The 25,033-nt window shown below is 46.8% G+C and carries 20 protein-coding genes; 16 read left to right on the forward strand and 4 right to left on the reverse strand.

Annotated features, from left to right (window positions below; all coding sequences use genetic code 11):
- Positions 1 to 292 precede the first annotated feature (292 nt).
- The 6 genes from BLS14_RS05730 to BLS14_RS05755 all read left to right on the forward strand — a co-directional run bounded on the left by BLS14_RS05730 (position 293) and on the right by BLS14_RS05755 (position 6,696).
- Entirely contained in the window at positions 293 to 2,017 is a 1,725-nt protein-coding gene (locus tag BLS14_RS05730) for an ABC transporter substrate-binding protein (protein WP_090949990.1), read from the forward strand.
- A 101-nt stretch (positions 2,018 to 2,118) separates the two neighbouring features.
- A complete protein-coding gene (locus tag BLS14_RS05735) occupies positions 2,119 to 3,075 on the forward strand; it encodes an ABC transporter permease (RefSeq protein WP_063563946.1) in 957 nt (318 codons plus the stop codon).
- 12 nt (positions 3,076 to 3,087) lie between these two features.
- Positions 3,088 to 4,029, forward strand: a complete 942-nt coding sequence (opp4C, locus tag BLS14_RS05740; RefSeq protein WP_063563945.1) for an oligopeptide ABC transporter permease — start codon at positions 3,088 to 3,090, stop codon at positions 4,027 to 4,029.
- Positions 4,030 to 4,038: 9 nt separating this feature from the next.
- Entirely contained in the window at positions 4,039 to 5,022 is a 984-nt protein-coding gene (locus BLS14_RS05745; RefSeq protein WP_063563944.1) for an ABC transporter ATP-binding protein, read from the forward strand.
- Positions 5,015 to 5,980: an ABC transporter ATP-binding protein gene (locus tag BLS14_RS05750; RefSeq protein ID WP_072732894.1), complete on the forward strand. Its 966-nt coding sequence runs from the start codon at positions 5,015 to 5,017 to the stop codon at positions 5,978 to 5,980. Before BLS14_RS05745 ends, BLS14_RS05750 begins: the two co-directional genes overlap by 8 nt.
- Before the next feature lie 248 nt (positions 5,981 to 6,228).
- A complete protein-coding gene (locus tag BLS14_RS05755) occupies positions 6,229 to 6,696 on the forward strand; it encodes a hypothetical protein (protein WP_176854359.1) in 468 nt (155 codons plus the stop codon).
- A gap of 1 nt (position 6,697) precedes the next feature.
- Here BLS14_RS05755 and BLS14_RS05760 read toward each other — a convergent pair whose 3' ends face one another.
- From BLS14_RS05760 to BLS14_RS05775, 4 genes are all read right to left on the reverse strand, one after another.
- Entirely contained in the window at positions 6,698 to 7,666 is a 969-nt protein-coding gene (locus BLS14_RS05760) for a hypothetical protein (RefSeq protein WP_090949993.1), read from the reverse strand.
- On the reverse strand, positions 7,644 to 8,234 hold the full coding sequence (locus tag BLS14_RS05765; RefSeq protein ID WP_063563940.1) for an RNA polymerase sigma factor: 591 nt from the start codon (positions 8,232 to 8,234) through the stop codon (positions 7,644 to 7,646). The genes BLS14_RS05760 and BLS14_RS05765 overlap by 23 nt, the downstream gene beginning before the upstream one ends.
- 213 nt (positions 8,235 to 8,447) lie before the next feature.
- Positions 8,448 to 9,680, reverse strand: coding sequence for an aminopeptidase (locus BLS14_RS05770; protein ID WP_090949995.1), 1,233 nt, complete (start codon positions 9,678 to 9,680; stop codon positions 8,448 to 8,450).
- Positions 9,681 to 9,762: 82 nt separating this feature from the next.
- A complete protein-coding gene (locus tag BLS14_RS05775) occupies positions 9,763 to 10,995 on the reverse strand; it encodes an aminopeptidase (RefSeq protein ID WP_090949997.1) in 1,233 nt (410 codons plus the stop codon).
- A 214-nt stretch (positions 10,996 to 11,209) separates the two neighbouring features.
- Here BLS14_RS05775 and BLS14_RS05780 point away from each other — a divergent pair, with 214 nt between their 5' ends.
- The 10 genes from BLS14_RS05780 to BLS14_RS05825 all read left to right on the forward strand — a co-directional run bounded on the left by BLS14_RS05780 (position 11,210) and on the right by BLS14_RS05825 (position 25,032).
- On the forward strand, positions 11,210 to 11,476 hold the full coding sequence (locus tag BLS14_RS05780; protein ID WP_079696002.1) for a hypothetical protein: 267 nt from the start codon (positions 11,210 to 11,212) through the stop codon (positions 11,474 to 11,476).
- A gap of 184 nt (positions 11,477 to 11,660) precedes the next feature.
- Positions 11,661 to 12,470, forward strand: coding sequence for an MBL fold metallo-hydrolase (locus BLS14_RS05785; protein ID WP_090949999.1), 810 nt, complete (start codon positions 11,661 to 11,663; stop codon positions 12,468 to 12,470).
- Between the two features lie 214 nt (positions 12,471 to 12,684).
- Positions 12,685 to 13,698 (forward strand): aldose 1-epimerase, encoded by a 1,014-nt coding sequence (locus BLS14_RS05790; protein WP_090950001.1) that lies wholly within the window; start codon positions 12,685 to 12,687, stop codon positions 13,696 to 13,698.
- Positions 13,699 to 13,922: 224 nt separating this feature from the next.
- A complete protein-coding gene (gene fumC, locus BLS14_RS05795; RefSeq protein WP_079695999.1) occupies positions 13,923 to 15,311 on the forward strand; it encodes a class II fumarate hydratase in 1,389 nt (462 codons plus the stop codon).
- A 179-nt stretch (positions 15,312 to 15,490) separates the two neighbouring features.
- Positions 15,491 to 18,235: a CHASE3 domain-containing protein gene (locus BLS14_RS05800; RefSeq protein ID WP_090950003.1), complete on the forward strand. Its 2,745-nt coding sequence runs from the start codon at positions 15,491 to 15,493 to the stop codon at positions 18,233 to 18,235.
- Positions 18,236 to 18,490: 255 nt separating this feature from the next.
- The gene (locus BLS14_RS05805; protein WP_090950005.1) at positions 18,491 to 20,113 is read left to right on the forward strand and encodes a PucR family transcriptional regulator; all 1,623 of its coding nucleotides are present in this window, start codon (positions 18,491 to 18,493) and stop codon (positions 20,111 to 20,113) included.
- Between the two features lie 253 nt (positions 20,114 to 20,366).
- Positions 20,367 to 21,911 (forward strand): factor-independent urate hydroxylase, encoded by a 1,545-nt coding sequence (gene pucL / locus BLS14_RS05810; RefSeq protein WP_256336167.1) that lies wholly within the window; start codon positions 20,367 to 20,369, stop codon positions 21,909 to 21,911.
- Complete coding sequence (uraH, locus tag BLS14_RS05815) at positions 21,908 to 22,288, forward strand: hydroxyisourate hydrolase (protein WP_348537060.1); 381 nt, start codon at positions 21,908 to 21,910, stop codon at positions 22,286 to 22,288. The genes pucL and uraH overlap by 4 nt, the downstream gene beginning before the upstream one ends.
- Before the next feature lie 40 nt (positions 22,289 to 22,328).
- Positions 22,329 to 23,738: an allantoinase AllB gene (gene allB, locus BLS14_RS05820; protein ID WP_090950008.1), complete on the forward strand. Its 1,410-nt coding sequence runs from the start codon at positions 22,329 to 22,331 to the stop codon at positions 23,736 to 23,738.
- Complete coding sequence (locus tag BLS14_RS05825; protein ID WP_090950009.1) at positions 23,731 to 25,032, forward strand: Zn-dependent hydrolase; 1,302 nt, start codon at positions 23,731 to 23,733, stop codon at positions 25,030 to 25,032. The genes allB and BLS14_RS05825 overlap by 8 nt, the downstream gene beginning before the upstream one ends.
- Position 25,033 lies beyond the last annotated feature (1 nt).

Below are 25,033 nucleotides of genomic sequence, written 5' to 3' on the forward strand. Positions count from 1 at the left end.
AGTATTCCTCTGATACAGCCGTATGTTTGTTGTGGCCGAACTGAAATTTATTCAGGAAATCCGCGCAAAACATACGGCTATTTTATCGCTTTAAAGTGGATATTAATGGGTTTAATATAAATATTTTTTTGTGGTTCTCTATTTACAGAACCGAATGCGGTTCTTATAATAGGGCTTATCGAACTTATACCTTACTAATTTCATAGGAATTATATATATTCTGGATTATTTCGGGAATTAGGAACGGCTGAGCGAGAAAAATATGGATCATTTATGAATTGGGGAGGATTTTATGAGAGTGAAAGGTTTATCCGTGGCATCGTTAATTATCAGTAGTGCAATTGTGTTATCGGCATGTGCTGGAGGTGGGGGAGCAGAGACCACTACTGCTGGAAGCGGGACAACGAATCCGGGGACACAAGCCACTCCGGTTTCAGCAGCACTGGATGTACCATTTCAGGCGACGGACCTGAATCAATTACCTGAGACGGCAAAAAAACGGACGGATACGGTGATTGTGGGACTTACGGATCCCAGCGGGGCTTTCACACCGTACTTCCATCAAAGCGGATATGATGGCAACGTTGCTTCATTGCTATTTGCTTCACTTGTGACCGTAGATGAGAAGGGATTGCCTGTTCCTGATCTCGCTGAAAGCTGGGATGTGTCCGACGATCAGCGTACATACACGTTTCATCTGAGAAAAGATTCCAAGTTCAGTGACGGCTCCACGCTCACCGCAGATGATATTGCTTTTACATGGACCATTCTGCATGACAAGTCGTATGACGGTGGATTCGATATTTTCTCCACCAAGGTGAAAGGCGGCAAAGCGTATACCGAAGGAAAGGCAGATCACATTGAGGGTATTAAGGTCATTGATCCGTTAACGATCTCGGTCACGCTGGAACAACCCAACGCAACTGCTCTGCTTACATTGGGCTCTGAAGTGTTGTCCAAAGCCTACTACGGCAAAGACTATCAATTCGGAAAGCTCGAATACATTAAAAATCTTCATGCAACACCTGTAGGCAATGGTCCTTATAAACTCGAAAAGTTCATTCCGGGTCAGGAAGTCCGATTCGTTGCCAATGAATTCTACTACAAGGGCAAACCGAAAACCGAGCATTTCATATATAAAACATCGGAAGGAGACACCTGGCAGTTTATTGAGACCGGAGAGATCGACTTCACTTCGTTCACGGCTACCCAGGAGAATATTGATAAGCTGAAAAATATCCCATACCTCAACCTTCTGCCTTACACACCAAGTACATACGGATATTTACAGCTCAATCTGGAACATGAACAGCTTCAGGAAAAAGAAGTACGGCAAGCCATTACCTATGGCCTGGATCGTCAGTCCATCTATGTAGATGCCAACCAAGGGGCAGGGGCTGTTGCCAACATCCCGACTTCACCTATTTCCTGGTCTTATACGGAAGAAGGTATTAATCCATACGCCTATGATCCGGACAAAGCCAATCAATTGCTGGACGACGCAGGCTGGGTGTCTGGAGCGGATGGCATCCGTGAGAAAAACGGGAAGAAGTTATCTCTTCATTTCCTCGGAACGAAAAGTCCGGCCACGGATATCTTCATTGCTGTAGCCAAAGAAAACTTCGAGGCGATTGGCGTGCAGTTCCAGCCTGAAGTCTTCGCGGATTTCAACTCACTTGTCTCCAAAGTGGAGGGCGGCGATTACGACGTGGCTTCCTTCTCCACACCGATGCTAACGGATCCTTCAGACGGGGTACTGCAATTTGTGGATGGTGAGCTGAAAGGGTACGACAATCCCAAAGTGAAAGAGCTTTACAACAAAGGTTTGGCTACGACAGACATTGAGGAGCGCAAGGCAGTATACAAAGAGTTGTACCAGTTGCTCAACGATGAGCTGCCTGTCATTTTCACCAGTTACAAAAAAACAGTCTACGCCTATAATGGTCGGATCGATGGGCTCTCTGTCAGTCCATACCGCGGGATTGCAACCAGCTTGCCGGAATGGTCTCTGAAATAAGCAGTGGTATGAATCAAGAAACATCCATACCGAAATAAACAAAACGTCCCTTGTGTTTGCGATGTCGCAGATGCAGGGGACGCATTGATAAGGAGCCTGATATGAGCACTTACATTGTGAAACGGATGACATACATGGTTCTTATTTTGCTGGCCGCTTCCGTTCTGATTTTCAGCCTGTATGCACTTACTCCTGGAGATTATATCTCCAGCAACATTAAGCTGAGTCCTGAGCGTAAGGCCGAACTGCGCGAATTATACGGACTGGACAAGCCCGTTATCGAACGATATCTCATCTGGATGAAAAATGCTGTACACGGGGACTTCGGATATTCATTGGCACAACAAAAGCCAGTGCTCTCGCTGTTCAACGAATATATCTGGAATTCATTTCTGTTAGCTGCGGTGACTACGTTCCTGACCTGGTTTATCGCGGTTATTATCGGTGTGATCGCTGCCTATAAGCAGTACTCGTGGTTCGATACCTTCGTGATGATAGGCATATTTGCAGCCATGTCCGTGCCATCCTTCTTTATCGGATTGTTTTTGATTAAACTGCTGGCGGTTGACCTAAAATGGTTGCCTCCAGGCGGCATGATGACTACAGGAAGTAATGCTACCGGTCTGGCCTATGTCAAAGAGGTGATTCAGCACATGACCTTGCCTGTAATTGTTATGACTCTTCTTGGGGTAGGCTCACTTACCCGTTACTTCCGCAGCAACATGATTGATGTGATCAAGCAGGATTATATTCGAACAGCGCGAGCCAAGGGTTTAAAAGAAAGCAAAGTGTTGTATACCCATGCCTTGCGCAATGCTCTTTTACCTGCAATTACACTGATTGGATTCGAGCTGCCGTCCTTATTCGGCGGTTCACTGATTATTGAGAAAATATTCAGCTGGCCCGGTATCGGCCAGTTATATATGCAGTCCTTCTCACTGCGTGATTATCCGCTGCTGATGGGCTTTACCATGTTTATCGCCATCCTGACCGTCATTGGAACGCTACTGTCTGATGTGCTCTATCACATCGCAGATCCGCGTGTCCGTTTGCAATAGGGGGCTATGAAAATGACAATTTCTTCATCGTCTGTAACGAGAAATGCCGCAGAAGCTGCCTTACCTTTAAAGGTTCCTACCAAGTCTTCTTTATGGAAATTGTCGCTCCGAAGACTGCTCAAGAACAAGCTTGCCGTTGGCGGATTCATCGTGGTTTTGTTGATGTTTGTGGCTTGTTTCATTGGACCGCTGTTCTCACCTTATACCGATAACAAGATCAATATGGCGGCGATGAAACAAGGTCCAGGCATTCATCATTGGCTTGGTACAGATGCGCTTGGTAGGGATGTGCTTACCCGTGTGCTGATGGCTGGTCGTATCTCGCTCACTGTTGGTTTGGCTTCCATGGTTCTATCCGTATTTATCGGCTCCTTGCTTGGAGCCATCGCCGGATATTATCGTGGCATTGTTGATCAGGTCATTATGCGGATTGCCGACTTGCTGCTTACGATTCCGGGATTGCCGCTGCTGTTCATTTTCGGCGCGTTGTTATCGGATTGGAAAGTTCCACCGGATTCCAGAATGTATATCGTCATGCTGATGCTCAGCTTTGTCAACTGGCCCGGTATGGCCCGAATGGTACGGGGACAGATGTTAAGCTTGCGGGAGCGTGAATTCATGCAGGCTGCTGTTGTTCTTGGCTTGCGTGACCGTCGCAAACTGTTTCACCATCTTCTGCCCAATATTGTCCCGCTGCTCATCGTCATGGCGACTCTGAATATCGGTGGGTCCATTCTAAGCGAGTCAGTACTCAGCTTTTTTGGACTCGGTGTCATGCCGCCAACGCCTACATGGGGCAATATGATCGATGCGGCCAACAACATGATTGATTTTCAACAGCATCCGTGGTTATGGATTCCACCAGGGCTGTCCATTTTCGTGACCGTTATTGCGATTAACATTTTTGGTGATGGTCTTCGAGATGTATTAGATCCCAAACAGAAGAGAAGGTGAGCACGCCTCATGCAAAATATGATAGAAATTGAACAACTTGAAACTCATTTTTACTCAGAAGAAGGCAATGTCAAAGCCGTGGACGGCGTAAGCCTGAATGTACGTGAAGGGGAGACGGTGTGCATCGTTGGTGAATCAGGTTGCGGCAAAAGTGTAACCGCCATGTCGATTATGGGATTGATTGAAGAACCGGCTGGCAAGGTAGTAGGAGGTGTGATCCGTTTTGATGGACGGGATCTGCTCCGTGAAAGTAAATCTTCGCTGCGTGCCATCCGGGGCAATGACATCTCCATGATTTTTCAGGAACCGATGTCCTCGTTGAATCCCGTGCTGAAGATCGGTGAGCAATTAATGGAGCCGCTGATTGTACACTTGAAAATGAGTAAAAAGCAGGCTCGTGCCAGAGCGGTTGAGCTGATTGCCGAAGTTGGTATTTCACGACCGGAACAGATTGCAAACAGCTATCCGCACGAACTGAGTGGAGGTATGCTGCAGCGCATTATGATTGCCATTGCCATCTCATGTAACCCGAAACTGTTAATCGCGGATGAACCAACCACCGCACTGGATGTGACCATTCAAGCGCAGATATTGGATATGTTACAACATATCAAGTCCCAGTCAGGAACCTCCATTCTGATGATCACGCATGACCTTGGCGTTGTAGCCGAAATGGCGGATTATGTCGTTGTAATGTATGCAGGCAAAGTGGTGGAAGAGGGGGAAGTTGTGCAATTGTTCGAGTCTCCCAAACATCCATATACCCAGGGATTACTACGCTCCAAGCCGATTATCAATCAACGACAGGACGAATTGTATTCGATACCCGGACATGTACCTGATCCACTATCCTTAAAAGATTCCTGTCATTTTGCTGATCGTTGTGAGCACTGTATGTCGATATGCACCACGCAAATGCCTACGCTGAAGCAGCTTGGGCCCGGACAGAAGGCTGCATGCTGGCTGTATGAGGAGGCATTGAGTCATGTCTGAACCTCTATTGGAAATCGAACATCTCAAAACCTATTTTCCTGTGCGCAAAGGTTTATTGAATCGTACAGTAGCCCATGTGAAAGCAGTCGATGATATCAGCATCACAATCCATGAAGGCGAGACGTTTGGATTAGTGGGTGAATCCGGAAGTGGCAAGAGCACCGTTGGAAGAACGATCGTGCGCTTAACGGAAAAAACGGAAGGACAGATTCGTTTTCAAGGTGTTGACTTGCATCAGTTATCTATGCAGGAAGTGCGGAAGATCCGTCCGCAGCTTCAACTTATTTTCCAGGACCCCTACAGTTCACTGAATCCGCGCATTCGCATTGGTGATGCGATCGGGGAGGCTGTATTGGATCACGGATTGGCTACCGCAAGCGAGGTTCGTGATCTCGTCAAGGAGGTACTCGGAGCCTGCGGATTGTCATCTTATCATATTGATCGTTTTCCCCATGAGTTCTCTGGTGGTCAGCGACAGCGGATTGGGATTGCGCGAGCTTTGATCTTAAATCCGAAACTGATTATCGCAGATGAACCGGTATCAGCACTGGACGTGTCTATTCAGGCTCAGATTATCAACCTGTTCAGACGACTTCAGCAAGAGCGTGGCCTTGCTTACTTGTTTATTTCGCATGATCTGAGTGTGGTGGAACATCTGTGTGACCGCATTGGAGTGATGTATCTGGGCTCCATGGTCGAGACGGCCTCCAGAGATGAGTTATTCGGCAATCCACTGCATCCGTATACGAAAGCGCTGCTATCAGCTGTACCTGTGCCGATTCCCAAATTGAAACGGGAACGAATTGTGCTTAAAGGGGATATCCCCAGTCCGGTGAATCCGCCAACTGGATGCAAGTTCCATACACGTTGTCCATGGGCAGAAGATATCTGCAAGCAGCAAATTCCAGCGTATCGGAACTTTGGAGCGGATCATTTTGTAGCCTGTCATTTGGTCTGAGGCATGTGAGAATAATTTCATATCAACTTTATCTTATGGATACGGAATGGAATTATTTAGGTTTCATCCATTCAGTATGTATTTACCCGATGATGCATCAGAGAACCAAAAGACGCTGCCGACATGTAAGTCGGAGCGTCTTTTATTTTTTTGAAACCTTCTAACCACTACATCCGTTTAATACTTACACAAAATCAAATTTGGAAAATGAAGGGTGGATACATATGCGGAAAATAAGAATAACGTCCATGTTGAAAGTCATGATTGTTGCAGCACTATCGGCACCCATAATTCTTGCTATACCAACCGCCGGGGTAGCTGTCGCCAGTCCAAGTATCCAGCCTCACGCGCTTACTCCACCACCACCGCCCTTGGAACCAAGTGTTAATATGTTGTCTTCCCCAAATTATATTTATCAGGCAGAGGGGACGGTTACACCTGGAGGGGGGCTGACTGCGGTTGTAAATACAACAACAACGACCTTCTCGGAAATGAAATCGCTGCAAGTCGATTATCGACTTGAGCGCTGGACGGGATCGGCCTGGATACTCTATCAATCCGGTTCCAAGAAGAAATCGCAAACGCAGACCCTGAATGCCCAATCGAACTGGACCGTTATAACCGGATATTACTATCGGGTTGTCAGTCTTCATACGGCCAACGATGGGGTCAAACCTGAGACGACAACACATATTTCAAACAACGTATTATTTTAATTTATTTTTGAGTACTACCTGGAAATTTTTGTTCCTGCAGGTCATTGGCAATGGCAATCATCTCTTCTTCCGAGACGGTTCCGAATAAGCTCATGTTGACAGAACCCATCATCCATTGAAAGGTATTATAGGGGGGACCGAGGTACATAAATGCATCGCTGCCATCAGCCAATTTGACGATACTTGTTTCGCGAAGCATGGGCCCCTCAATGACCTGACCAGGCGAAACATAGGCATAATCAAACTGAATGACTTCTTCTTCACCATTTTTGCCTTCGCCGCTATAACGAACCCTCATTCGTTGAGATTCGTAATAATCTTCCGGATTGACGGGATTAAGGGTATCCAGCATGAGCTCAAATTTGATCTTTGTAAACCGCTCGGGAATCGCTTTTGATAACAAAAAATCACCCATAAATCCCGAGCGTGCTATTTCCTTGGTTACAACAATAGGTTCAAGTAAATGTGATGTCTCATAGAAGGGGAGAACAATATCTTCATCCTCTTCTGGATCGTCTCCAGAATTGAATTTGGGAGCTTCATTAACTCCTCGTTCAGGAGGTGGAGGTGTCTTGGCTGTCGAAGGATCAGCACCCAAATGAGTAGTACGATCCTCAATAACAATGGATTTCATGCCATTGCCCCAGTCCTTGATTGATTGTACAAAAGGGGAGACGGCTTGCGTCCCGGTTGGCATACTGAAGATGACGGCGCCGATGGTCACGGACGCAGCAACAATGACGGACAAACGTATGGTGCGCATTCTTTTCTTGCGTACGCCAACCCGGTCAATCTCCTTTTGAACTTGGAGCCAGGATTGGCGCATGGATTCGGTGTTGGAAGCAGGGGTGGCAGATACAGCCTGATGGAAGGCTTCGTCAAAAGCCATATCAAACGCGGCATCGAAAAAATCGTCTTCCAGCTCTGAATCGAATGAATCAATATGCTTATCGGACTTGCCTTTGCTCAATGCTTCCACCCCATTCCTTATGTAATTTCTTCTTGATACTTCCGCGGGCTCTGAACAAACGTTGCTTCACAATTTCTTCGGATGTATCAAGCAGATCGGCCATTTCCCGATAGGAAAGACCCTCTTTCCAGCGCAGCTCCACGAGTACACGGTATTCCGGCTTAAGCTGTTCCAGATAGAACTCGATGGATTCCTGCATCATTTGAGTCTCCACCGTGCTCTCCACGGAAGCTGCCGTCTGATTAATTGTCTCCATATCTATAAAAACACTATCCGTATCCAGTTGGTTACGGTTATTTTTATTTTTTCTCAGATAATTAATGGCGGTATTCCGTGTGACAACCTTCAGCCAGGCTTTCAGCTTGACTTCGTTGTCAAAGAGAGGTTTGTTTTTAATGATTTTGATAAAAGCTTCCTGAATGATATCTTCTGCTGCAGCACGTTCTTTAATGATGTAAACGATGAGACCATGTACCATATTATAGTATTCGTAGTACACTTCTTCTTGAAGCTGAGGGCCCAAATTATGGAAATCTGAGGCTAAGAGTAATTGGAGCCGATTGGCCATGATGTTCTCCTTTCTGGTGAACAATCCACAAACATTGGTATCATTTCATTTTACAACATTATATGGAAGCGATACAATGGGAGGTTAGTCCGACAGAAGCAGAAAAAGTATAGCCGAAATAGAGAGAGGCCGCCTCACTAACCAGTAAATTATGGTTAGTAGGGCAGCCTCTATGTGTTATTTAATAATCGTAGAATAACAGATACAAATGGCTTAGAAAGCCCAATTGCCGTTCAGGAAGATGGCTTCACGCTCGCCATTCGCTGTAACACCGTAAATGTTCGTTTCCGGCGATCCCATCATGAAGTCCACATGTGTAATACTGGAGTTCATGCCGCGAGCTGCAAGCTCTTCGGTTGACATGGTTTTGCCACCATCGATATTGAAAGCATATGAACTGCCGATAGCGAGGTGACATGATGCATTCTCATCATATAGCGTTGTGTAATAGAGTATACCGCTTTCCGAGATTGGAGAATGGAAGGGCACCAAAGCGACTTCGCCGAGATAATGCGAACCTTCATCCATTTTAATGAGTCTTTCAAGGGTATCTTGACCTTCTTCGGCGTGGAAATCAATGATGCGTCCGTTCTCAAATGTAAGGGAGAAGCGATCAATGATACTTCCGCCATAACTGAGTGGTTTGGTACTGGACACTTTGCCGTTTACCCCATATTTAGCCGGCGCGGTGAATACTTCCTCTGTCGGAATGTTGGCGACAAAACGTGTACCTTGTTCGTTAATGCTGCCAGCCTGCGCCCAAATGTGCCCTTCAGGAAGATCAACGGTAAGGTCGGTTCCCTGAGAAACAAAATGCAGAGTTTTATATTTTTTGCTGTTCAGGGCAACTGCTTTGTGCTCCAAACGCTCAATATGCTGCTCCCAAGCCGCTACAGGATCTTCGAGATCAGCTCTTACAGCAGCAAAAATGGCTTCCCAGAGCTGTTTCATCTGCTCGGCAGGGGGAAGGTCAGGGAAGACTTTGGCGGCCCAATCCGGCGAAGGACAGGCTACTCCTGTCCAACTCATTTTGTCTGCCTGCTGATACTGACGGTATTTGGACATCGCCTGACCGTATGTACGCTGATGAGTGGAAATGCGTTCTGGATCGATGCCTTTTAGCAGGTCTGGGCTGGATGACAATATGGTCAAGAACGCAGCATTGTTCGCTGCCAGCTCCTCAAGTTCAGCGGCATGCCATTTCGGTGCATCTTGGAAAGAGTCCTCAGGCGCCATTTCAAAGCGCAGCCGATTGACAGTTTCGTCTCCATATTTGACGATGACTTTCTTTGCTCCGGCCTCGTAGCCTTTACGCACCAACAAACGCACGAATTCAGCTGTATCAATCATCGCGCTGATAACGAAGATTTGTCCGGGCTGAACGTTGGCTCCAACTTTTACAGCCAGTTCAGCATAACGATCCAGTTTTTGTTCAAAACTCAACATATCAAGTTCCTCCATATCATGAATGCCCCGCATACACAGGAAAAGAGAGGAGTGACCCTCTCTCTCATTTACATCGTCTAAATTAGAAAGCCCAGTTGCCTTGCAGGAAGATTGGCTCTTCGCTGCCTTCGGAAGTGACACCGTGAATGTTCATTTCTCCTGATCCAATCATGAAATCCACATGAGTGAGACTGGAGTTCATGCCATGGCTGATCAATTCATCCTTGGACATCGTTTTGCCGCCTTCCAGACAGAAGGCATAGGCGTTACCGATAGCCAGATGGTTGGATGCATTTTCATCAAAGAGGGTGTTGTAGAACAAAATATTCGTATCCGAAATTGGTGATTGATGTGGAACGAGAGCTACCTCGCCCAGATAATGTGCGCCTTCATCCATTTCAATCAAGCTTTTCAGTGAATCAAGTCCTTGTTCAGCAGTATAATCGACAATTCGACCATTTTCGAAAGTGATGGAGAAGCCGTCGATCAGATTGCCACCATAACTCAGTGGCTTAGTGCTGCGAACTGTACCGTTAACTCCGGTTTTCAGTGGAGCGGTGAACACTTCCTCTGTAGGCATATTGGCAACGAAGACGTGTCCCTGCTCATTAATGCTTCCACCGGATACCCACAGATGACCTTCAGGAAGCTCGATCGTCAAGTCTGTGCCAGGGGCAGTATAGTGAAGTTTTTTGTATTTCTTCTCGTTAAGCAGATCAGCACGGGAGTCGAGATTCAGCAAATGTGTTTTCCATTCAGCGACAGCATCCTGCTCACCAATGCGAACGGTTTTGAAGATGACATCCCACAACTTATCAATTTGCTGCTCAGCCGGAAGATCAGGGAATACTTTGGCTGCCCACTCAGGGGAAGGAACTGCCACAATGGACCAGCTGAATTTGTCTGCCATCTGATAGGAACGATATTTCTCCATCGCTTTACCGCGAACTTTCTGACTAGTCACGATGCGTTCTTGAGGAACACCGGCAAGCAGGTCCGGATTTTCTGCAATAACATGCAGAATGGCGGCACCTTCTTCTACGAGTTCAGTCATTTCCCCTGCAAACCATTTTGGTTCAATGGAGAAGGATTCCTCTGGTGCGAGATCATAGTGAAGACGTGTAATAACCTCATCACTCCAGTTTACTTTGACCAACTTGGCACCTGTGCCATAAGCGGCTTTGACGATCAGGCGCACAAAATGTGCTGCGGAGATGGGTGCGTTTACGACGAGCGTCTGCCCAGGATGGACATTGACACCCACTTTGACTGCCAGTTCGGCATATTGTTGTAAATTCGTTTCAAAATTGCTCATGCTATTTGTTCCTCCTGTTTGGTATAATGTCGTAGCTGTTTGTTATTATAGTCCTCATTACAGGTATGTAAGGAGTCAGTAAGGTTCCCTCATTGAATAAGGTATACGTTGCTACGATATATATTGTACAATTAACCAATAATAATTACCAAACTAGGTTTACCATAAATTGTGGAGACCTGCAACTGAAGAGAGATTAAAGGAGAGAACGATTGTGAATATTGAGATTATTCGTGCAGAGATGCGTCGTGAAGATGAGAAGAATTATGTAGGAAATACGGTTTTTCGTGCAGAAGGCGAAAAGTCAGTTTATGAGATTACGTTTATGAGCAAGAACGGCAAGGATTGGGACTATAGTCTGCATTTCACTGAACAATCCGGTGATGAAGATGAATTGCTGCGTATGGACGAGCTGCTTGAAAACGATGATGATATGTACAATCAACTGCTTGATGCGGCACTGGATGCTTACCCGGCATAATAGGACCGAGAGGTTCTTGTTCTAATATGGAATGTAGCTGATTATACTAGACGGTGTATGCCTGAAACAGGGCGTCCACCGTCTATTTTATTGGGAATAAGGAATAGTTACTCCAGAAAAGGGAAGTCTATGACAGATGAATGGAACCAGAGAGACAATCCGCCTGAATGGGAGGTAACCGTGAATGGCATCTGACAATCTGATTACAGCAGGAATGACGGGACTTGAAGAAGTCGCGCACGATATCCTCAGTCTGCGTACACTGTTCGTTAATGTTGTGTTCATCGGGGAGCCTGGAAGCAGGAACTGGGTGCTCGTGGACACTGGAATGGCCAGTTTCACTGATCAGATTCTTCATGTTGCAACTGAACGCTTTCCTGGTCCACCGTCTGCGATTATTTTGACACATGGTCATTTTGATCATGTAGGGACCGTCATCGAACTCGAACAATTCTGGGGTGTCCCGGTGTATGCACACCCACTGGAACTGCCTTATTTGACAGGTGTGAAAGATTACCCTCCGGCGGACCCTACTGTAGGTGGCGGTTTGATGGCACGGCTGTCATTTGCTTATCCTAATGAAGCTATTAATCTCGATGATCGGATATTCAGTCTGCCGGATGATCATTCAATCCCAGGTGTTTCTGGATGGGAATGGCTGCATACTCCCGGTCACACACCGGGCCATGTATCGCTATTTCGAAAAGAAGACCGTATCCTGATTGCGGGAGACGCGATCGTCACTGTAAAACAGGAATCGCTCTGGAGTGTGCTGCTTCAGGACAAACAGTTGCACGGTCCACCCGCCTATTTCACGACGGATTGGCAAGCGGCTCATCGATCAGTTCAGCTTATTCGACGACTGGAGCCCATAGTTGCTGTTACCGGGCACGGTCATTCCTTAACCGGAGAAATGCTGAGAGATTCGCTGGAGCGACTCGATCTTGATTTTGAACAGACCGCCGTTCCGGATCACGGCAAATATGTGGATTAATAGAGCCGATGCCATACATGGGTATTCCATTGAAATCAGGAATGATTTCAGTACGGCAACATAAGGGGATAGAGACAGCCACGGAGCATCGTAGCTGTCTTTTTTGTCGTTCTATCATGAATTTGTTCTCTATCATAGATTGGTATTTTGTGCGCGGTCATGATATAGTCGAGCCGTATAATATAACCTTAGTATGCAGGAGGTACATATAACGATGACACAGCAAAATGCAGCTTTCGAAGAACAATTTGGAGGTAGTATACCAGCCGTCTGGCTTCGTTTTAATCAATTCGAAGCAGCTGTTATTCCGAGCGTGGGTGCCAACCTTGTTGCTTTCCGTGATACAGAGCAGGAATTCCGTTATTTGCGTGAGCCAGACCAGGAACATATGGACGAGTTTATGGCTGCACCTGCCGTTTACGGTATACCGATTCTTTCTCCACCAAATCGCTATGAGGATGGTCGATTCCCTTGGAACGGCGAAGTCTATCAACTACCTATAAACGAACCAGCTACAGGCAACCATCTGCATGGATTTCTGCATGATGCCGAGTGGAAGGTTGAGGGCTACGGATCTAACGAGCTAGAGAGTTATGTTTTGCTTAGTCAGGAAGTGAAAGAAGGACATGTGTTCTACAAATACCTGCCATTCACCTTTACAGTGACACTCCGTTATTCGCTGAGTAGTCTGGGACTTCAGCAGCAATTGAATGTCCGCAATAACGGGAAGGAACGTATGCCGAATTTGTTCGCATTCCATACAGCCATTAGCGTACCTTTTGCACCTGAAAGCCATGCATCCGATTACACGGCCAAAATAACGATTGGTCAGCGTCGTGAATTAAATGAACGTTCTTTGCCTACGGGACAATTTCAACCGCTTACACCAGAGGAAGAGCAATTAAAGGGTGAGGGTGTTAGTCCGTTTTTTGCAGCCATGGACAACCATTACACTGCAGAACCGCAGAATGGGCGAAACTATATGGAGCTTACCGATCATCGTACCGGTGACAAGTTGGTATACGATGTAGGCACGTCATACAAGCACTGGATGATCTGGAATAACAATATGACTGGCGGATTCTTCTGTCCTGAGCCACAGATGAACCTGGTTAATGCCCCGAATGTACAAGGCATTCCTGCTGAAGAGATCGGTCTGATTGGTCTTGAGCCGGGCGAATTATTTGAGCAAACCAGCCGTCTTTATCCGATTAAACCGCAAAAATAAATACTCGGACATTTTGCGTCACGCTTACATTTTTGTCGAAAAGGTGAAAACCGGTCAGGCAATCATGTATAATATGACAAGATACACAAGCTTTGCTCATAAAAGCATTTTGCATAAAGCCCAAAGTTAATTTTGGAATCAACAGATGCAAGATGCTGTGAAGAAAAGAATGTATACGTATTTTTGTAGAGACCCAAACCATCTTTTTGGAGGAGGAAAAGCAAGTGGAATACCGCATTGAGAGAGATACGTTAGGTGAAATGAAAGTACCAGCCGACAGGCTGTGGGGAGCTCAAACGCAGCGCAGCAAGGAGAACTTTCCGATTGGTCGCGAGCATATGCCGATGGAAGTTGTACGTGCTCTTGCCATATTGAAAAAAAGCGCTGCTGCCAGTAACCATAAATTAGGTAAATTGTCCGCTGCCAAATCGGATGCAATCGCTTATGCCGCTGATGAAATTATTGCAGGCCGAATTGATGATCATTTCCCGCTCGTGGTATGGCAGACGGGTAGCGGAACACAGTCCAACATGAACGTAAACGAGGTCATTGCCAATCTGGGTAACCAGCTGCTGGAACAAAAGGGCAAGGAAGAACGTCTGCATCCGAATGATGATGTGAACATGTCCCAGAGCTCCAATGATACATTCCCAACGGCTCTGCATGTTGCAGGTGTACTTGCTGTTGAAGATCAGCTCTTGCCGGCAATCGCGGTGCTGAAAGCCACTTTTGCAGACAAATCGGAACAATTCAAAGATATTATCAAAATTGGACGTACTCATCTTCAGGATGCAACGCCAATTACACTCGGTCAGGAGATCAGCGGCTGGGAAGCGATGCTCGATAAGAGTGAACGCATGATCCGGGATAGTGTTAATTATATGAAAGAACTCGCAATTGGTGGTACAGCTGTGGGAACCGGAATTAATGCACATCCTGACTTTGGTGATTATACAGCCAAAGAAATTGGCAAGCATACCGGCAAGGATTTTGTATCCGCTCCAAACAAATTCCATGCGCTTACAAGTCATGATGAAGTGGTCTACGCTCACGGTGCAGTTAAAGCGCTTGCAGCTGACTTAATGAAAATTGCCAATGATGTTCGCTGGCTGGCTAGTGGCCCACGAAGTGGTCTGGGAGAGATTCGTATTCCAGAGAACGAACCGGGCAGTTCCATTATGCCGGGTAAAGTGAATCCAACCCAGAGCGAAGCGATGACCATGGTGGTTACGCAAGTGATGGGGAACGATGCGGCGATTGGCTTCGCGGCAAGTCAGGGTAACTTCGAGTTGAATGTGTTCAAACCGGTTATTATCTATAACTTCCTGCAATCTGTTCAGCTTCTCGCTGATTCCATCGTTGCATTCAATGATAAGTGTGCGGTGGGTATTGAGCCTAACCTCAGTCAGATAGAACATAATCTGAATAATTCGCTTATGCTGGTTACTGCTCTTAATCCGCACATCGGTTATGAGAATGCAGCCAAAATTGCCAAGCTTGCGCATAAGGAAGGACTGTCTCTGAAAGAAGCCACTTTGCAGACAGGTCTGCTTACGGAAGAGCAATTCGATCAGTATGTTGATCCAGCGAAAATGATTGCCCCGAAAGCCTAATCAATCATTATCATGCGAACTTCATTCTAATAAACAAGCGACCTGCATCCGCAGGTCGTTTTTTAGCTCGTGAGGTTTCGTGAACTAATACTTGTCAGTCTATACGTATACATATAAACTACATATGCGACTGTTTTTTTAATCGATCGGAATTGTTTATTTCATTGGAGGTTTCTGCGTTGTCGAAAAAGAGAAGATTCACGATACGCTCCAAAATTCTATTGGGCTATCTAGTGGTTGTGTTGTTATTTGGTGCTGTGTTGCTGGTGTTATCTGCCCAAATTGATGCATCGCAGAAGGAAATCGATTTTATCAGCCACCACGACCTGGAAGTGCATAACCTGACCAACGCAATTGAGAAAAATGTTCTGAATATGGAAACAGGACAGCGGGGATTCATGATTACCGGGGAAGAAAGTTATTTGGAGCCATACACCCAAGCAATGACCCAATGGAACTCCAATTATGCCCAACTGTATGAGCTGGTTAGCGATAACCCATCCCAGCAGAAGAGCCTGGAGAACATCAAATCACATATTGTCCGCTGGATTGATGTTGCCGGAACAGCCTCGGTAGCCCTAAAAAGACAAGGGGATCAGGAGAAAGTTATTGATTTTTTCCATTCCGATCCGGGGAAAAGCGAAATTGATCTGTTACGGTCCCAGTTTGAAACCTTCCGCAACACAGAGATGGGCCTTACGGAGAGTCGGGTGACTGAGCTCGCCGAACGAAGCTCCACACTGCTTACGATTATGTACACCTTATGGGCTGTCGTTGCTGGACTATCTGTTGCCGCAGCGCTTGTCATTTCGGGTAATATCGTCAAAACCCTGCGTGAAGTCAAACAAACCATCACTGACATATCCCAAGGCGGCAATCTTACACAGCGTATTGTTGTCCGAACACATGATGAAGTCGGTGATTTGGGCCAAGAGACCAATATATTGCTGGACACGGTACAGGAACAGAATCGACTTAAGGATCAGGTCGCCAACATCGCCACGCTCCTACAGAACCCTACGAGCCTGGAGGGACTGTCACGCTTGTTCCTAAACCAGGTCGCGATCCTGTTAGAAGCCCCGTATGGCGTGTTATATGCGATGAAAGAGAATCGTCTCATTCGTGTAGCTGCGTATGCAGCAGATGGCGAGAAAGAGCGTTCCCTTGGTAAAGTGTCCGTTGCACCGGGTGAGGGATTAGTTGGTCAGAGTGCAATTGAGAAGCGGGTTCTGCAAATGAACGACTTGCCTCAAAATTATATTCGTATCTCATCGGGTCTTGGTGATGCGTCAGCTGCATCACTCACGGTAGCCCCTGTGGTATTTGAAGGTAAAACGATAGCTGTAATCGAACTGGCTTCCATGAAGCCAATCGAATCTAAGGAAACAAAGCTGCTAACCGAACTGATCGAAATCTTCGGGGTGTCGCTTCATTCCACCGTCACACGCATGGAATTACAGCATTTGTATGATGAATCCCAGGTACTGAATGAAGAATTGCAGACACAATCAGAGAAATTGCAGGCACAGACCGAAGAGATGGTGTCTCAGACGGAAGAGTTACATATGCAGACAGAAGAACTGCACATGTTGAACGAGCGTCTGGAACTGCAGAAAAATGCGGCTGAGACCTCTGCCAGTGAACTTGCAGAAGTAGCGGATCAGTTACGGACAAGCTCTGGTTACAAATCTGAGTTCCTGGCGAATATGTCGCATGAACTGCGTACTCCGCTGAACAGTATGCTGATTCTGTCCGAGATTTTGGCTGAGAACAAGCATCAGCACTTAAACAGTGAAGAACAGAAATATGCTTCGGTGATCCATGCATCAGGCAAGGACCTGTTGAATCTGATTAACGATATTCTCGATCTTTCCAAAGTGGAGGCCGGGGAGATGGAAGTGGACTTGGATGATGTCTATCTTGGAAGCCTGCCCGAAGCGATGAATCAATATTTCCTGAAAACGGCTGAGCAAAAAGGAATTGATTTCCGTATTCAGCTTCAAAGCCCTCTGCCGGAAACGATTTTTTCCGACGAGATGCGGTTACATCAGATTCTGAGAAATTTGCTTTCCAACGCATTCAAATTCACCAATGAAGGAGAAGTGGCCTTAACTATTTCCAGAGTGAGTCTGTCCAATCCTGAAGGGAACGGAGCAGAGACGGATGTTATAGCTTTCTCGGTTAGTGATACCGGAATTGGTATTTCGGAGAACAAACTGCTGCAGATCTTTGATGCGTTCAAACAGGCCGATGGAGCCACAGCTCGAAAATACGGTGGAACCGGACTGGGACTGTCGATCTCTCAATCCCTTGCCAATCTGTTGGGAGGATCAATCTCGGCAACGAGCCGCGAAGGACAAGGAAGTGTCTTCACCCTATTCCTCCCGCTTAGAAGGGAAGAGCCTGAGGTTATGCAGAACTCCAGATTGTTCTTGAATGAGGTTGCTGTGACTGCTCCTGAAATAAACAGTGCTTCAGGAATGAATTCAACCAAAATCGAGATGTTGCTGACTCCACTTGAAGAATCATTATTGAATGGTCGTCAGGTTCTCGTTGTCGATGATGATATTCGAAATGTTTATGCCTTGGCAAATGCCCTTGAGCAGTATGACATGAAAGTGATAACAGCTCAGAATGGCTACGAGTGTCTGGAGATGTTAGAGAGCGGAGAAGCGAATCCGGATATTATCTTGATGGATATCATGATGCCAGAGTTGGATGGGTATGAGACCACTCGCCAGATCCGTGATAGATTGAATCTCAAGAAGCTCCCTATTATTGCTTTGACTGCCAAAGCCATGAAAGAAGATCGTGATAAATGTATCGCGGCAGGAGCTTCGGATTATATTAGCAAACCGCTCAATATGAAAGAGGTACTCTCCCGCATGAAATTATGGCTGAGTCATGAAACATTGGGAATCTGATCTTTTCCGTTTGAAATTCAACAGTATTAACTCAAAAATAAAACCTATGCCAGTTGCGCAACGATTGCTGCAATTGTGTCATGGGTTTTATTTTTTTCTCATGTAAGCTATTAAAATAAAAATGATGTTATAATACTTAACAACAATAAAGGTTTATTTCAATAAAATGGTTGAAACCAAGTGCTCAATCTTTGTTCAGTTCCAAATCAAGGATATATACGGCTTTATGCGTTATATATATGGGAGGTAATGTCCATGCAGCTCACGGTTAAAGAGGCTTTACAGGTATACCCGTTGTCTGAGGCCAGACTGGTTGCAGGTGGGGAAGGGACTTCGCGGATGATGAAATCCGTTAACGTCATGGACGCTCCAGATATAGCGGATTGGATCAAATCCGGAGAACTGCTGTTCACAACCGCGTTTATTATGAAAGACAATGAGACGGATGCACGTCGTTTGATGCGCCGCCTGAACGAACGTGGTTGTGCTGGGCTTGGCATTAAATTGGGCCGCTTCTGGCAGGCCATTCCGCAAGGGATTATCGAGGAAGCAGATCGACTGCGGTTACCGCTACTGGAACTGCCGTTTCAGTTTACATTTTCAGACCAGATGAATGCGTTATTCAAGGCTGAACATGAACGCAGCAATCGTTTACTGCACGAGGTGGTGCAAAAACAGAAAAAATTGATGCAGTTTGCATTGCAGCAGCAACAGCATCGGAATGTATTTGCCGAACTAGCTACCGTGTTGAATTATCCACTTGCGGTTATTGGCTCCCGCGGACATGTGCTCTATGGTAGCGAAGGTATTGCGGGAGATGCTGTAGTACAAGGTTGGCCTTGGAAATCCGTCATGCACCGAGTGAAATGGAATCAGGGAAGCTGCCACCGGGTACCCATCAAGCAGAATGATGAAGAATACGGATTTTTGCTTGTCTTCACAGACTCGGCGCTGTCACTTAGAGCGGAGGAAGAATTGTTTCAGCAGGCTGCGGATGTCTTGGCATTCTATATGGATATGACCTATCGAGAACACATTAACCCCACCGTTCAGGATGAGATGCGTACGCTGTTAACCCAATATCTAGATAACAAAATGACGGTAGATGAACTCACCAAGCTCAGCGAGAATAAAGGCGTTCATCTGTTCCAGGGGACCTATCAATGTGTTTTGATCACGCTGGAACCGTCTGTTTTTGCAGAGGGGAAGCTGCTGAAGCAGATCCACCGTGAGTTACAGTACAATCCGCTTATGCAATTCACGTCCTCACAGCATTTTCAGATCGAAGATGGCATACTATCCATCTATACCTGTCCAACGGGGCGGGATTATGGAGAGGAATTATCAGCCTTCCTGCTGAATCGGTTCGGGGATGTTCTTGCAGCACAGGAAGCTAAGGGAGCATCTGCACCACGGTTCTGGATCAGCAAAATGAAGCATGAGCCGAAGTCGCTACGCGAAGCCTATCAGGAATGTCTGGATACTCGCCAACTGGCTCGCCGATTCGGTATGAAGGATCGGGCTCTCCAGTTTGAGATGCTGGAATTCGCCTATGTATTCCAACATGTTCCGGATAACATCATGGAGAATTACTGCAATAAAGTACTTGAGCCTTTACTGGCCAGGGACGGCGATCCCAATCAGGTACTGATGAATACGTTGGAATCTTTTATCGAAAATGATGGACTCATTAACGAAGCTGCGAAGCAACTATTTGTGCATCGGAATACCGTTACCTATCGGATGGAGAAAGTCGGAAGTTTGCTGCAAATGGACTTTAAGAAGACTAATGATTTGCTGAAATTAAAGCTCGTGTTCACCTTCCGTAAGTTTGTGCGGGACAAAACTACGGCAAGGCCGTATTCGCAGCATCATTAATTCTGAAGAGTAGACCCCTTTAATACAATTTTTATATCATAATCATTATCCAGAACAAGTGTTGTGCAGCATGACAATGAAGCAGCTATGTCAGATAAAACCGTATTTCCCTTGAGGAAGTGCGGTTTTTTTAGCTTTTCATTACATTTGAACAACCAAATCCCGTGCATTGCTAACAAATCACATAACTGATGTTATGTTATATTACAAAATTACGTAAATATTGTTGTCGCAGTATCGAGAGACACTTAAAATGAAAAACAACAATCCACAGAAGACCGGAGGTTCTAACATGGGCGACTTCATTAAACTCGTTAACAACTGGTCTATCACACAGTTCGTGCATACGTTTGGCGGACTATTCGAAGAATCGCCTTGGGTGGCGGAGCGTTCCTGGCCTTCACGGCCATTCGATTCTTTTGAACACATGATGAATGTGATGAAAAACGTAGTGCAGACCTCCGATGAAAAGGTCCAGTTGCAGTTGCTTTGCAATCACCCGGATCTCGGTGCGCGGATCAGCATGAGCAGCAATTCTGTTCAAGAACAGGCTGGTGCAGGGCTTAATTCACTTTCGCCGGAGCAATATCACGAACTTAGTAAACTAAACAAAGAATATACAAGTCAATTCGGCTTTCCTTTTATATTGGCCGTGAAAGGTCACACAGCTCAGTCCATCCTGGAGTCCATGCGGAAGCGCAATCGGAGAGGAAGAGAGGAGGAATTCCAGACCGCTCTGAAGGAAGTGTTCAAGATTGCTTCCATTCGATTGGAACAGTGGCTGGTGCAGATTGGTCATGAACATGAGTTTGAATTTAAGCCATCCGAAGTAAAGCAACGGACCATGTATTACGGCAAAGGAGATGTATGGATGTACCGCTCATACGCCAAAGCGTTGACGGGTATTCAGCCCATCCCGGAATCTCCATTCACCGGACGGAATAATATCCTGTTCGGATTAAACATTAAAGTAGCCGTGCAAGGCGACGAATTTCTGCCTTCTTTTATCGAAGGAGATAACTCTCGCGTCGTTGCAACGGATTCAATGAAGAATTTCATCCTGAAACATGCTGCGGATTACTACGGAGCTACGGTGGAGGGTTTTCTCGCTTACGTTAGCCGACGTTTTCTGGAGACATATCCGCAGATGACCAAAGTGCAAATGACGGCAGATCAGATTCCTTTTGAAGATGTGCCTGTTCGCAGAGAAGGAAGCCTTCGTGCAAGCGAGCTGGTATTCCGTTATTCCCAGAATGATCGCGCGACGGCTGCAATTGAAGCGCAGCGAAAAGGAAATCAGGTTGAACTGAGCAATCATTTCAGTGGTGTCGCAGATATCAGGCTGATTAAGGTCAAAGGCAGTGAATTTGCCGGTTTCGTCAAGGATGAGCACACCACCTTACCCGAGACATGGGACCGTCCACTGTTCATTTTCCTGAATATCAATTGGCGTTACGAAGACCCGAGAGATGGCATGGACGATCAGCGCGGACGTTATGTAGCGGCGGAGCAGGTAAGAGATGTAGCTGCAGCCGTGTTCCATGCGTGTCGTTCGGCATCCATTCAGCATCTAATTTATCAGATTGGACTAAGGCTATTGCGACGATTTGGACAGCTCAGTGAGGTTTCATTTGAATCCAACAATCGGACATGGGAAACGGTGCTGGAGGAAGTAAAAGAAGGAGAAGGCAAAGTATTCACCGAGGCCAGGCCTCCTTATGGGTTTCAGGGTTTCTCAATGACAAGGGATGATCTAGAGGCTGACCAGAGGGGCTCGAAGAGAGAAGGTGAGGCATGATGTCGGTAGCTGGAGGACGGATTACTACGCATGTGCTGGATACTTCCAAGGGCGTTCCGGCCGCAGGCGTGCGGGTTGAACTTTTTGTATTACACAGAGATGGCGAGAAGGAAAGCAAAATGAAAGTTGCTGAATCGTTGACCAATGCCGATGGGCGTCTGGATGCACCTTTGCTTGAAGGCGGGAAGCTTGAGCAAGCGGTCTACGAGCTTCATTTCAACGTTGAGGGATATTACGCACAGCGATCTCTTGAAGAATTAGGGCAGGTATTATGGACGGTTGTGCCGATCCGGTTTGCCGTATCCGATGCTTCAAGTCACTACCACATTCCTCTGTTGATTGCGCCTGGAGGTTACAGTACATACCGGGGAAGCTGAAATATACGAATCCAGTTCTGATCAGAGGAGGGTCATCCATATGACAAGATTAGATACGATCATCCGGGGGGCCCGGGTTGTGTTGAGAGATAGCGTGGAAGAACTGGATATTGGGATTACTGGTGAACAAATATCAGCTTTGTCCTCACACCTGGTGGGTGATGAAGATACTGAAATAATAGAAGCAATTGGCCTCACAGTGATGCCGGGGGCTGTGGACATTCATGTTCACTTTAATGAACCTGGACTCGCGAGCTGGGAGGGTTTCAAATCGGGATCCGCATCACTAGCTGCTGGTGGAATTACGACGTACGTTGATATGCCGCTTAATGGTGTCCCGCCAACGATAAGACCGGAGGCTTGGGAGTCGAAAATGAAAGCAGCCGACGGTCAATCCTATGTTGATTATGCGTTCTGGGGAGGACTTGTTCCCGGCAATCGGGGTGAGCTTGCGCCTTTGGCTGATATGGGGGCGGCGGGATTCAAGGCATTTATGTCCGAACCTGGCGGAGAAGGGGAAGACATCTTCGCCAGAGCGGATGACGATACACTTTTGAATGGCATGTACGAGATCGCAAAACTAAACCGTGTGCTGGCGCTTCATGCCGAAGACGAGACGATGGTTGCTGAACTGAGAGCCAGAAGTATTGCAGATGGACGAATTGGCCCGATGGATTACGTGCAATCTCGCCCAGCAGAAGCAGAGGTTCAGGCGGTGTCACGAGCACTGCGATATGGGGAGCAAACCGGATGTGCACTGCATTTTGTTCATATCAGTACACGGGAAGCGCTTGATCTGATTGCAGAGGCAAAACGGCGCGGGTTGGATGTAACTTCTGAAACATGTCCCCATTACCTGACTCTGACAGAGGAGGATGTTGTCCGGTTGGGAGCTGTAGCGAAGTGTGCGCCACCTTTGCGGAGTATGGCTGAGCAAAATCGGTTATGGGATGCGCTGGGAGCAGGTCTGATTGATGTTATCGCATCCGACCACTCACCCTGTCCGCCATCGATGAAACAATCTGATAATTTCTTTGAAATCTGGGGTGGCATCTCGGGTGCGCAAAGTACGCTGCTGCTCATGTTGGAGGAAGGACATCTTCAGCGAAATGTAGCCCTTCCGCTGCTCGGAAAAGTTCTGTCTCTGCAACCTGCCAGAAGACTTGGGTTGGAGAGAAAAGGTGAGATAGCCATCGGCAAGGATGCGGATCTGGTACTAATTGATTGGGAGAAGAGTACCACCTTAAATACGGATGATCTGCACTACACACATAAACAGAGTCCTTATGTGGGACGCACGTTTTCCTCTAGCATTGCAGAGGTGTTCTGCCGGGGCACACGAGTATACAGTTCAAAAACAGGATTGTCGGATGAACCTGTGGGACGATTTATCCGTGCTAACTCATCTGTTCCGGTTGGTGTTGAAGGAACGGAGGGGTATTATGACTGACTTTGAAGTACACACGCCTTCCGGTACGGAACGTCCCACCCAGGCTTTGCCGCAATTGGAGCAGGTGCAGCTGCAAGGCATGCTTGACTGGTTGTCTACATATGGCGCTGATCCCCAGGGAGGTGTGACACGTCTTTTGTACGACCAAGCATGGTGTAAGGCACAGCATGCGCTAGCGGCAAAAATGCAGGAGAACGGGTTGGCTCCTGAATTTGATCAATCGGGCAACCTGTATGGAACTCTGCACGGTACGGGTTCAGGAACAGGAATGGAAGAGGCGCCGATTGTTACGGGTTCCCATATCGATACCGTGGTACAAGGTGGGAAGTATGACGGTGCATATGGCGTAGTTGCAGGAGTGCTCGCGCTAGAGTATCTACAGAAAAATTTTGGGGCACCCAAACGAACGCTTCAAGTCGTGTCCCTATGCGAGGAAGAAGGTAGTCGATTCCCCTTCGCTTATTGGGGATCACGAAGTATAACGGGGGTAAGCGTGCTGGAAGAAGTTCAGCATTTGAAGGATCAAGAAGGCATTACCTTTGCACAGGCAATACATGATGCAGGCTTTGGACCAGATAGTAGCTATAGAATGGCTTCACACACATACGGTGCATTTATCGAACTTCATATCGAGCAAGGTCAGGTCCTTGAACGATTGGGCCATTCAATTGGTATTGTATCGGATATTGTAGGCCAGAAACGCTTTAGCATTACAGTAGGTGGCGAAGCCAATCATGCCGGAACTACACCGATGGCCTGGCGCAAGGATGCACTTGCAGGTGCAGCCGAGATGATTACAGCCGTAAGACGCATTGCGCTTGAAGCGGGAGAACCACTTGTAGCCACTGTGGGTCGAATAACAGCTGATCCGGGTGTGGGTAACGTCGTTGCATCCCGGGCCGTATTCTCGCTCGATATCCGGCATATCAGGCAAGAGAGCATTGATCGATGCTGGCACAATATGCTACAGGAATTTAGCAGAATCGCAGCCGAGCAACAGCTCGGACTGAACTGGGAGGAGCACTTGTCTGTCACACCTATTCCGATGAACGAACAGATTACGTCAGACATTCGTGATATTTGTGAAGTGGAGCAATTATCCTATATGCACTTGCCAAGCGGCGCAGGACATGATTCGCAGATCTTTCAGCCGGCTTGCCCTACAGCGATGATCTTTGTACCTAGCCAAGATGGCATTAGCCATAATCCCCTTGAATATACAGCTGAAGAGGACCTGATGAAAGGTTTCCGGGTTCTCGTTCAGCTACTCTATAAATACGGTTACGGGAGTTGAG

Origin of the sequence: Paenibacillus sp. OK060, from assembly GCF_900101205.1 — a bacterium.
GTDB classification, from domain to species: domain Bacteria; phylum Bacillota; class Bacilli; order Paenibacillales; family Paenibacillaceae; genus Paenibacillus; species Paenibacillus marchantiae.

Coding starts and splice junctions, on each gene's coding strand:
- BLS14_RS05730 (WP_090949990.1), top strand. CDS start 293: ATGAGAGTGAAAGGTTTATCCGTGGCATCGTTAATTATCAGTAGTGCA.
- BLS14_RS05735 (WP_063563946.1), top strand. CDS start 2,119: ATGAGCACTTACATTGTGAAACGGATGACATACATGGTTCTTATTTTG.
- opp4C (WP_063563945.1), top strand. CDS start 3,088: ATGACAATTTCTTCATCGTCTGTAACGAGAAATGCCGCAGAAGCTGCC.
- BLS14_RS05745 (WP_063563944.1), top strand. CDS start 4,039: ATGCAAAATATGATAGAAATTGAACAACTTGAAACTCATTTTTACTCA.
- BLS14_RS05750 (WP_072732894.1), top strand. CDS start 5,015: ATGTCTGAACCTCTATTGGAAATCGAACATCTCAAAACCTATTTTCCT.
- BLS14_RS05755 (WP_176854359.1), top strand. CDS start 6,229: ATGTTGAAAGTCATGATTGTTGCAGCACTATCGGCACCCATAATTCTT.
- BLS14_RS05765 (WP_063563940.1), bottom strand. CDS start 8,234: ATGGCCAATCGGCTCCAATTACTCTTAGCCTCAGATTTCCATAATTTG.
- BLS14_RS05770 (WP_090949995.1), bottom strand. CDS start 9,680: ATGTTGAGTTTTGAACAAAAACTGGATCGTTATGCTGAACTGGCTGTA.
- BLS14_RS05775 (WP_090949997.1), bottom strand. CDS start 10,995: ATGAGCAATTTTGAAACGAATTTACAACAATATGCCGAACTGGCAGTC.
- BLS14_RS05785 (WP_090949999.1), top strand. CDS start 11,661: ATGGCATCTGACAATCTGATTACAGCAGGAATGACGGGACTTGAAGAA.
- BLS14_RS05790 (WP_090950001.1), top strand. CDS start 12,685: ATGACACAGCAAAATGCAGCTTTCGAAGAACAATTTGGAGGTAGTATA.
- BLS14_RS05805 (WP_090950005.1), top strand. CDS start 18,491: ATGCAGCTCACGGTTAAAGAGGCTTTACAGGTATACCCGTTGTCTGAG.
- pucL (WP_256336167.1), top strand. CDS start 20,367: ATGAAAAACAACAATCCACAGAAGACCGGAGGTTCTAACATGGGCGAC.
- uraH (WP_348537060.1), top strand. CDS start 21,908: ATGATGTCGGTAGCTGGAGGACGGATTACTACGCATGTGCTGGATACT.
- allB (WP_090950008.1), top strand. CDS start 22,329: ATGACAAGATTAGATACGATCATCCGGGGGGCCCGGGTTGTGTTGAGA.
- BLS14_RS05825 (WP_090950009.1), top strand. CDS start 23,731: ATGACTGACTTTGAAGTACACACGCCTTCCGGTACGGAACGTCCCACC.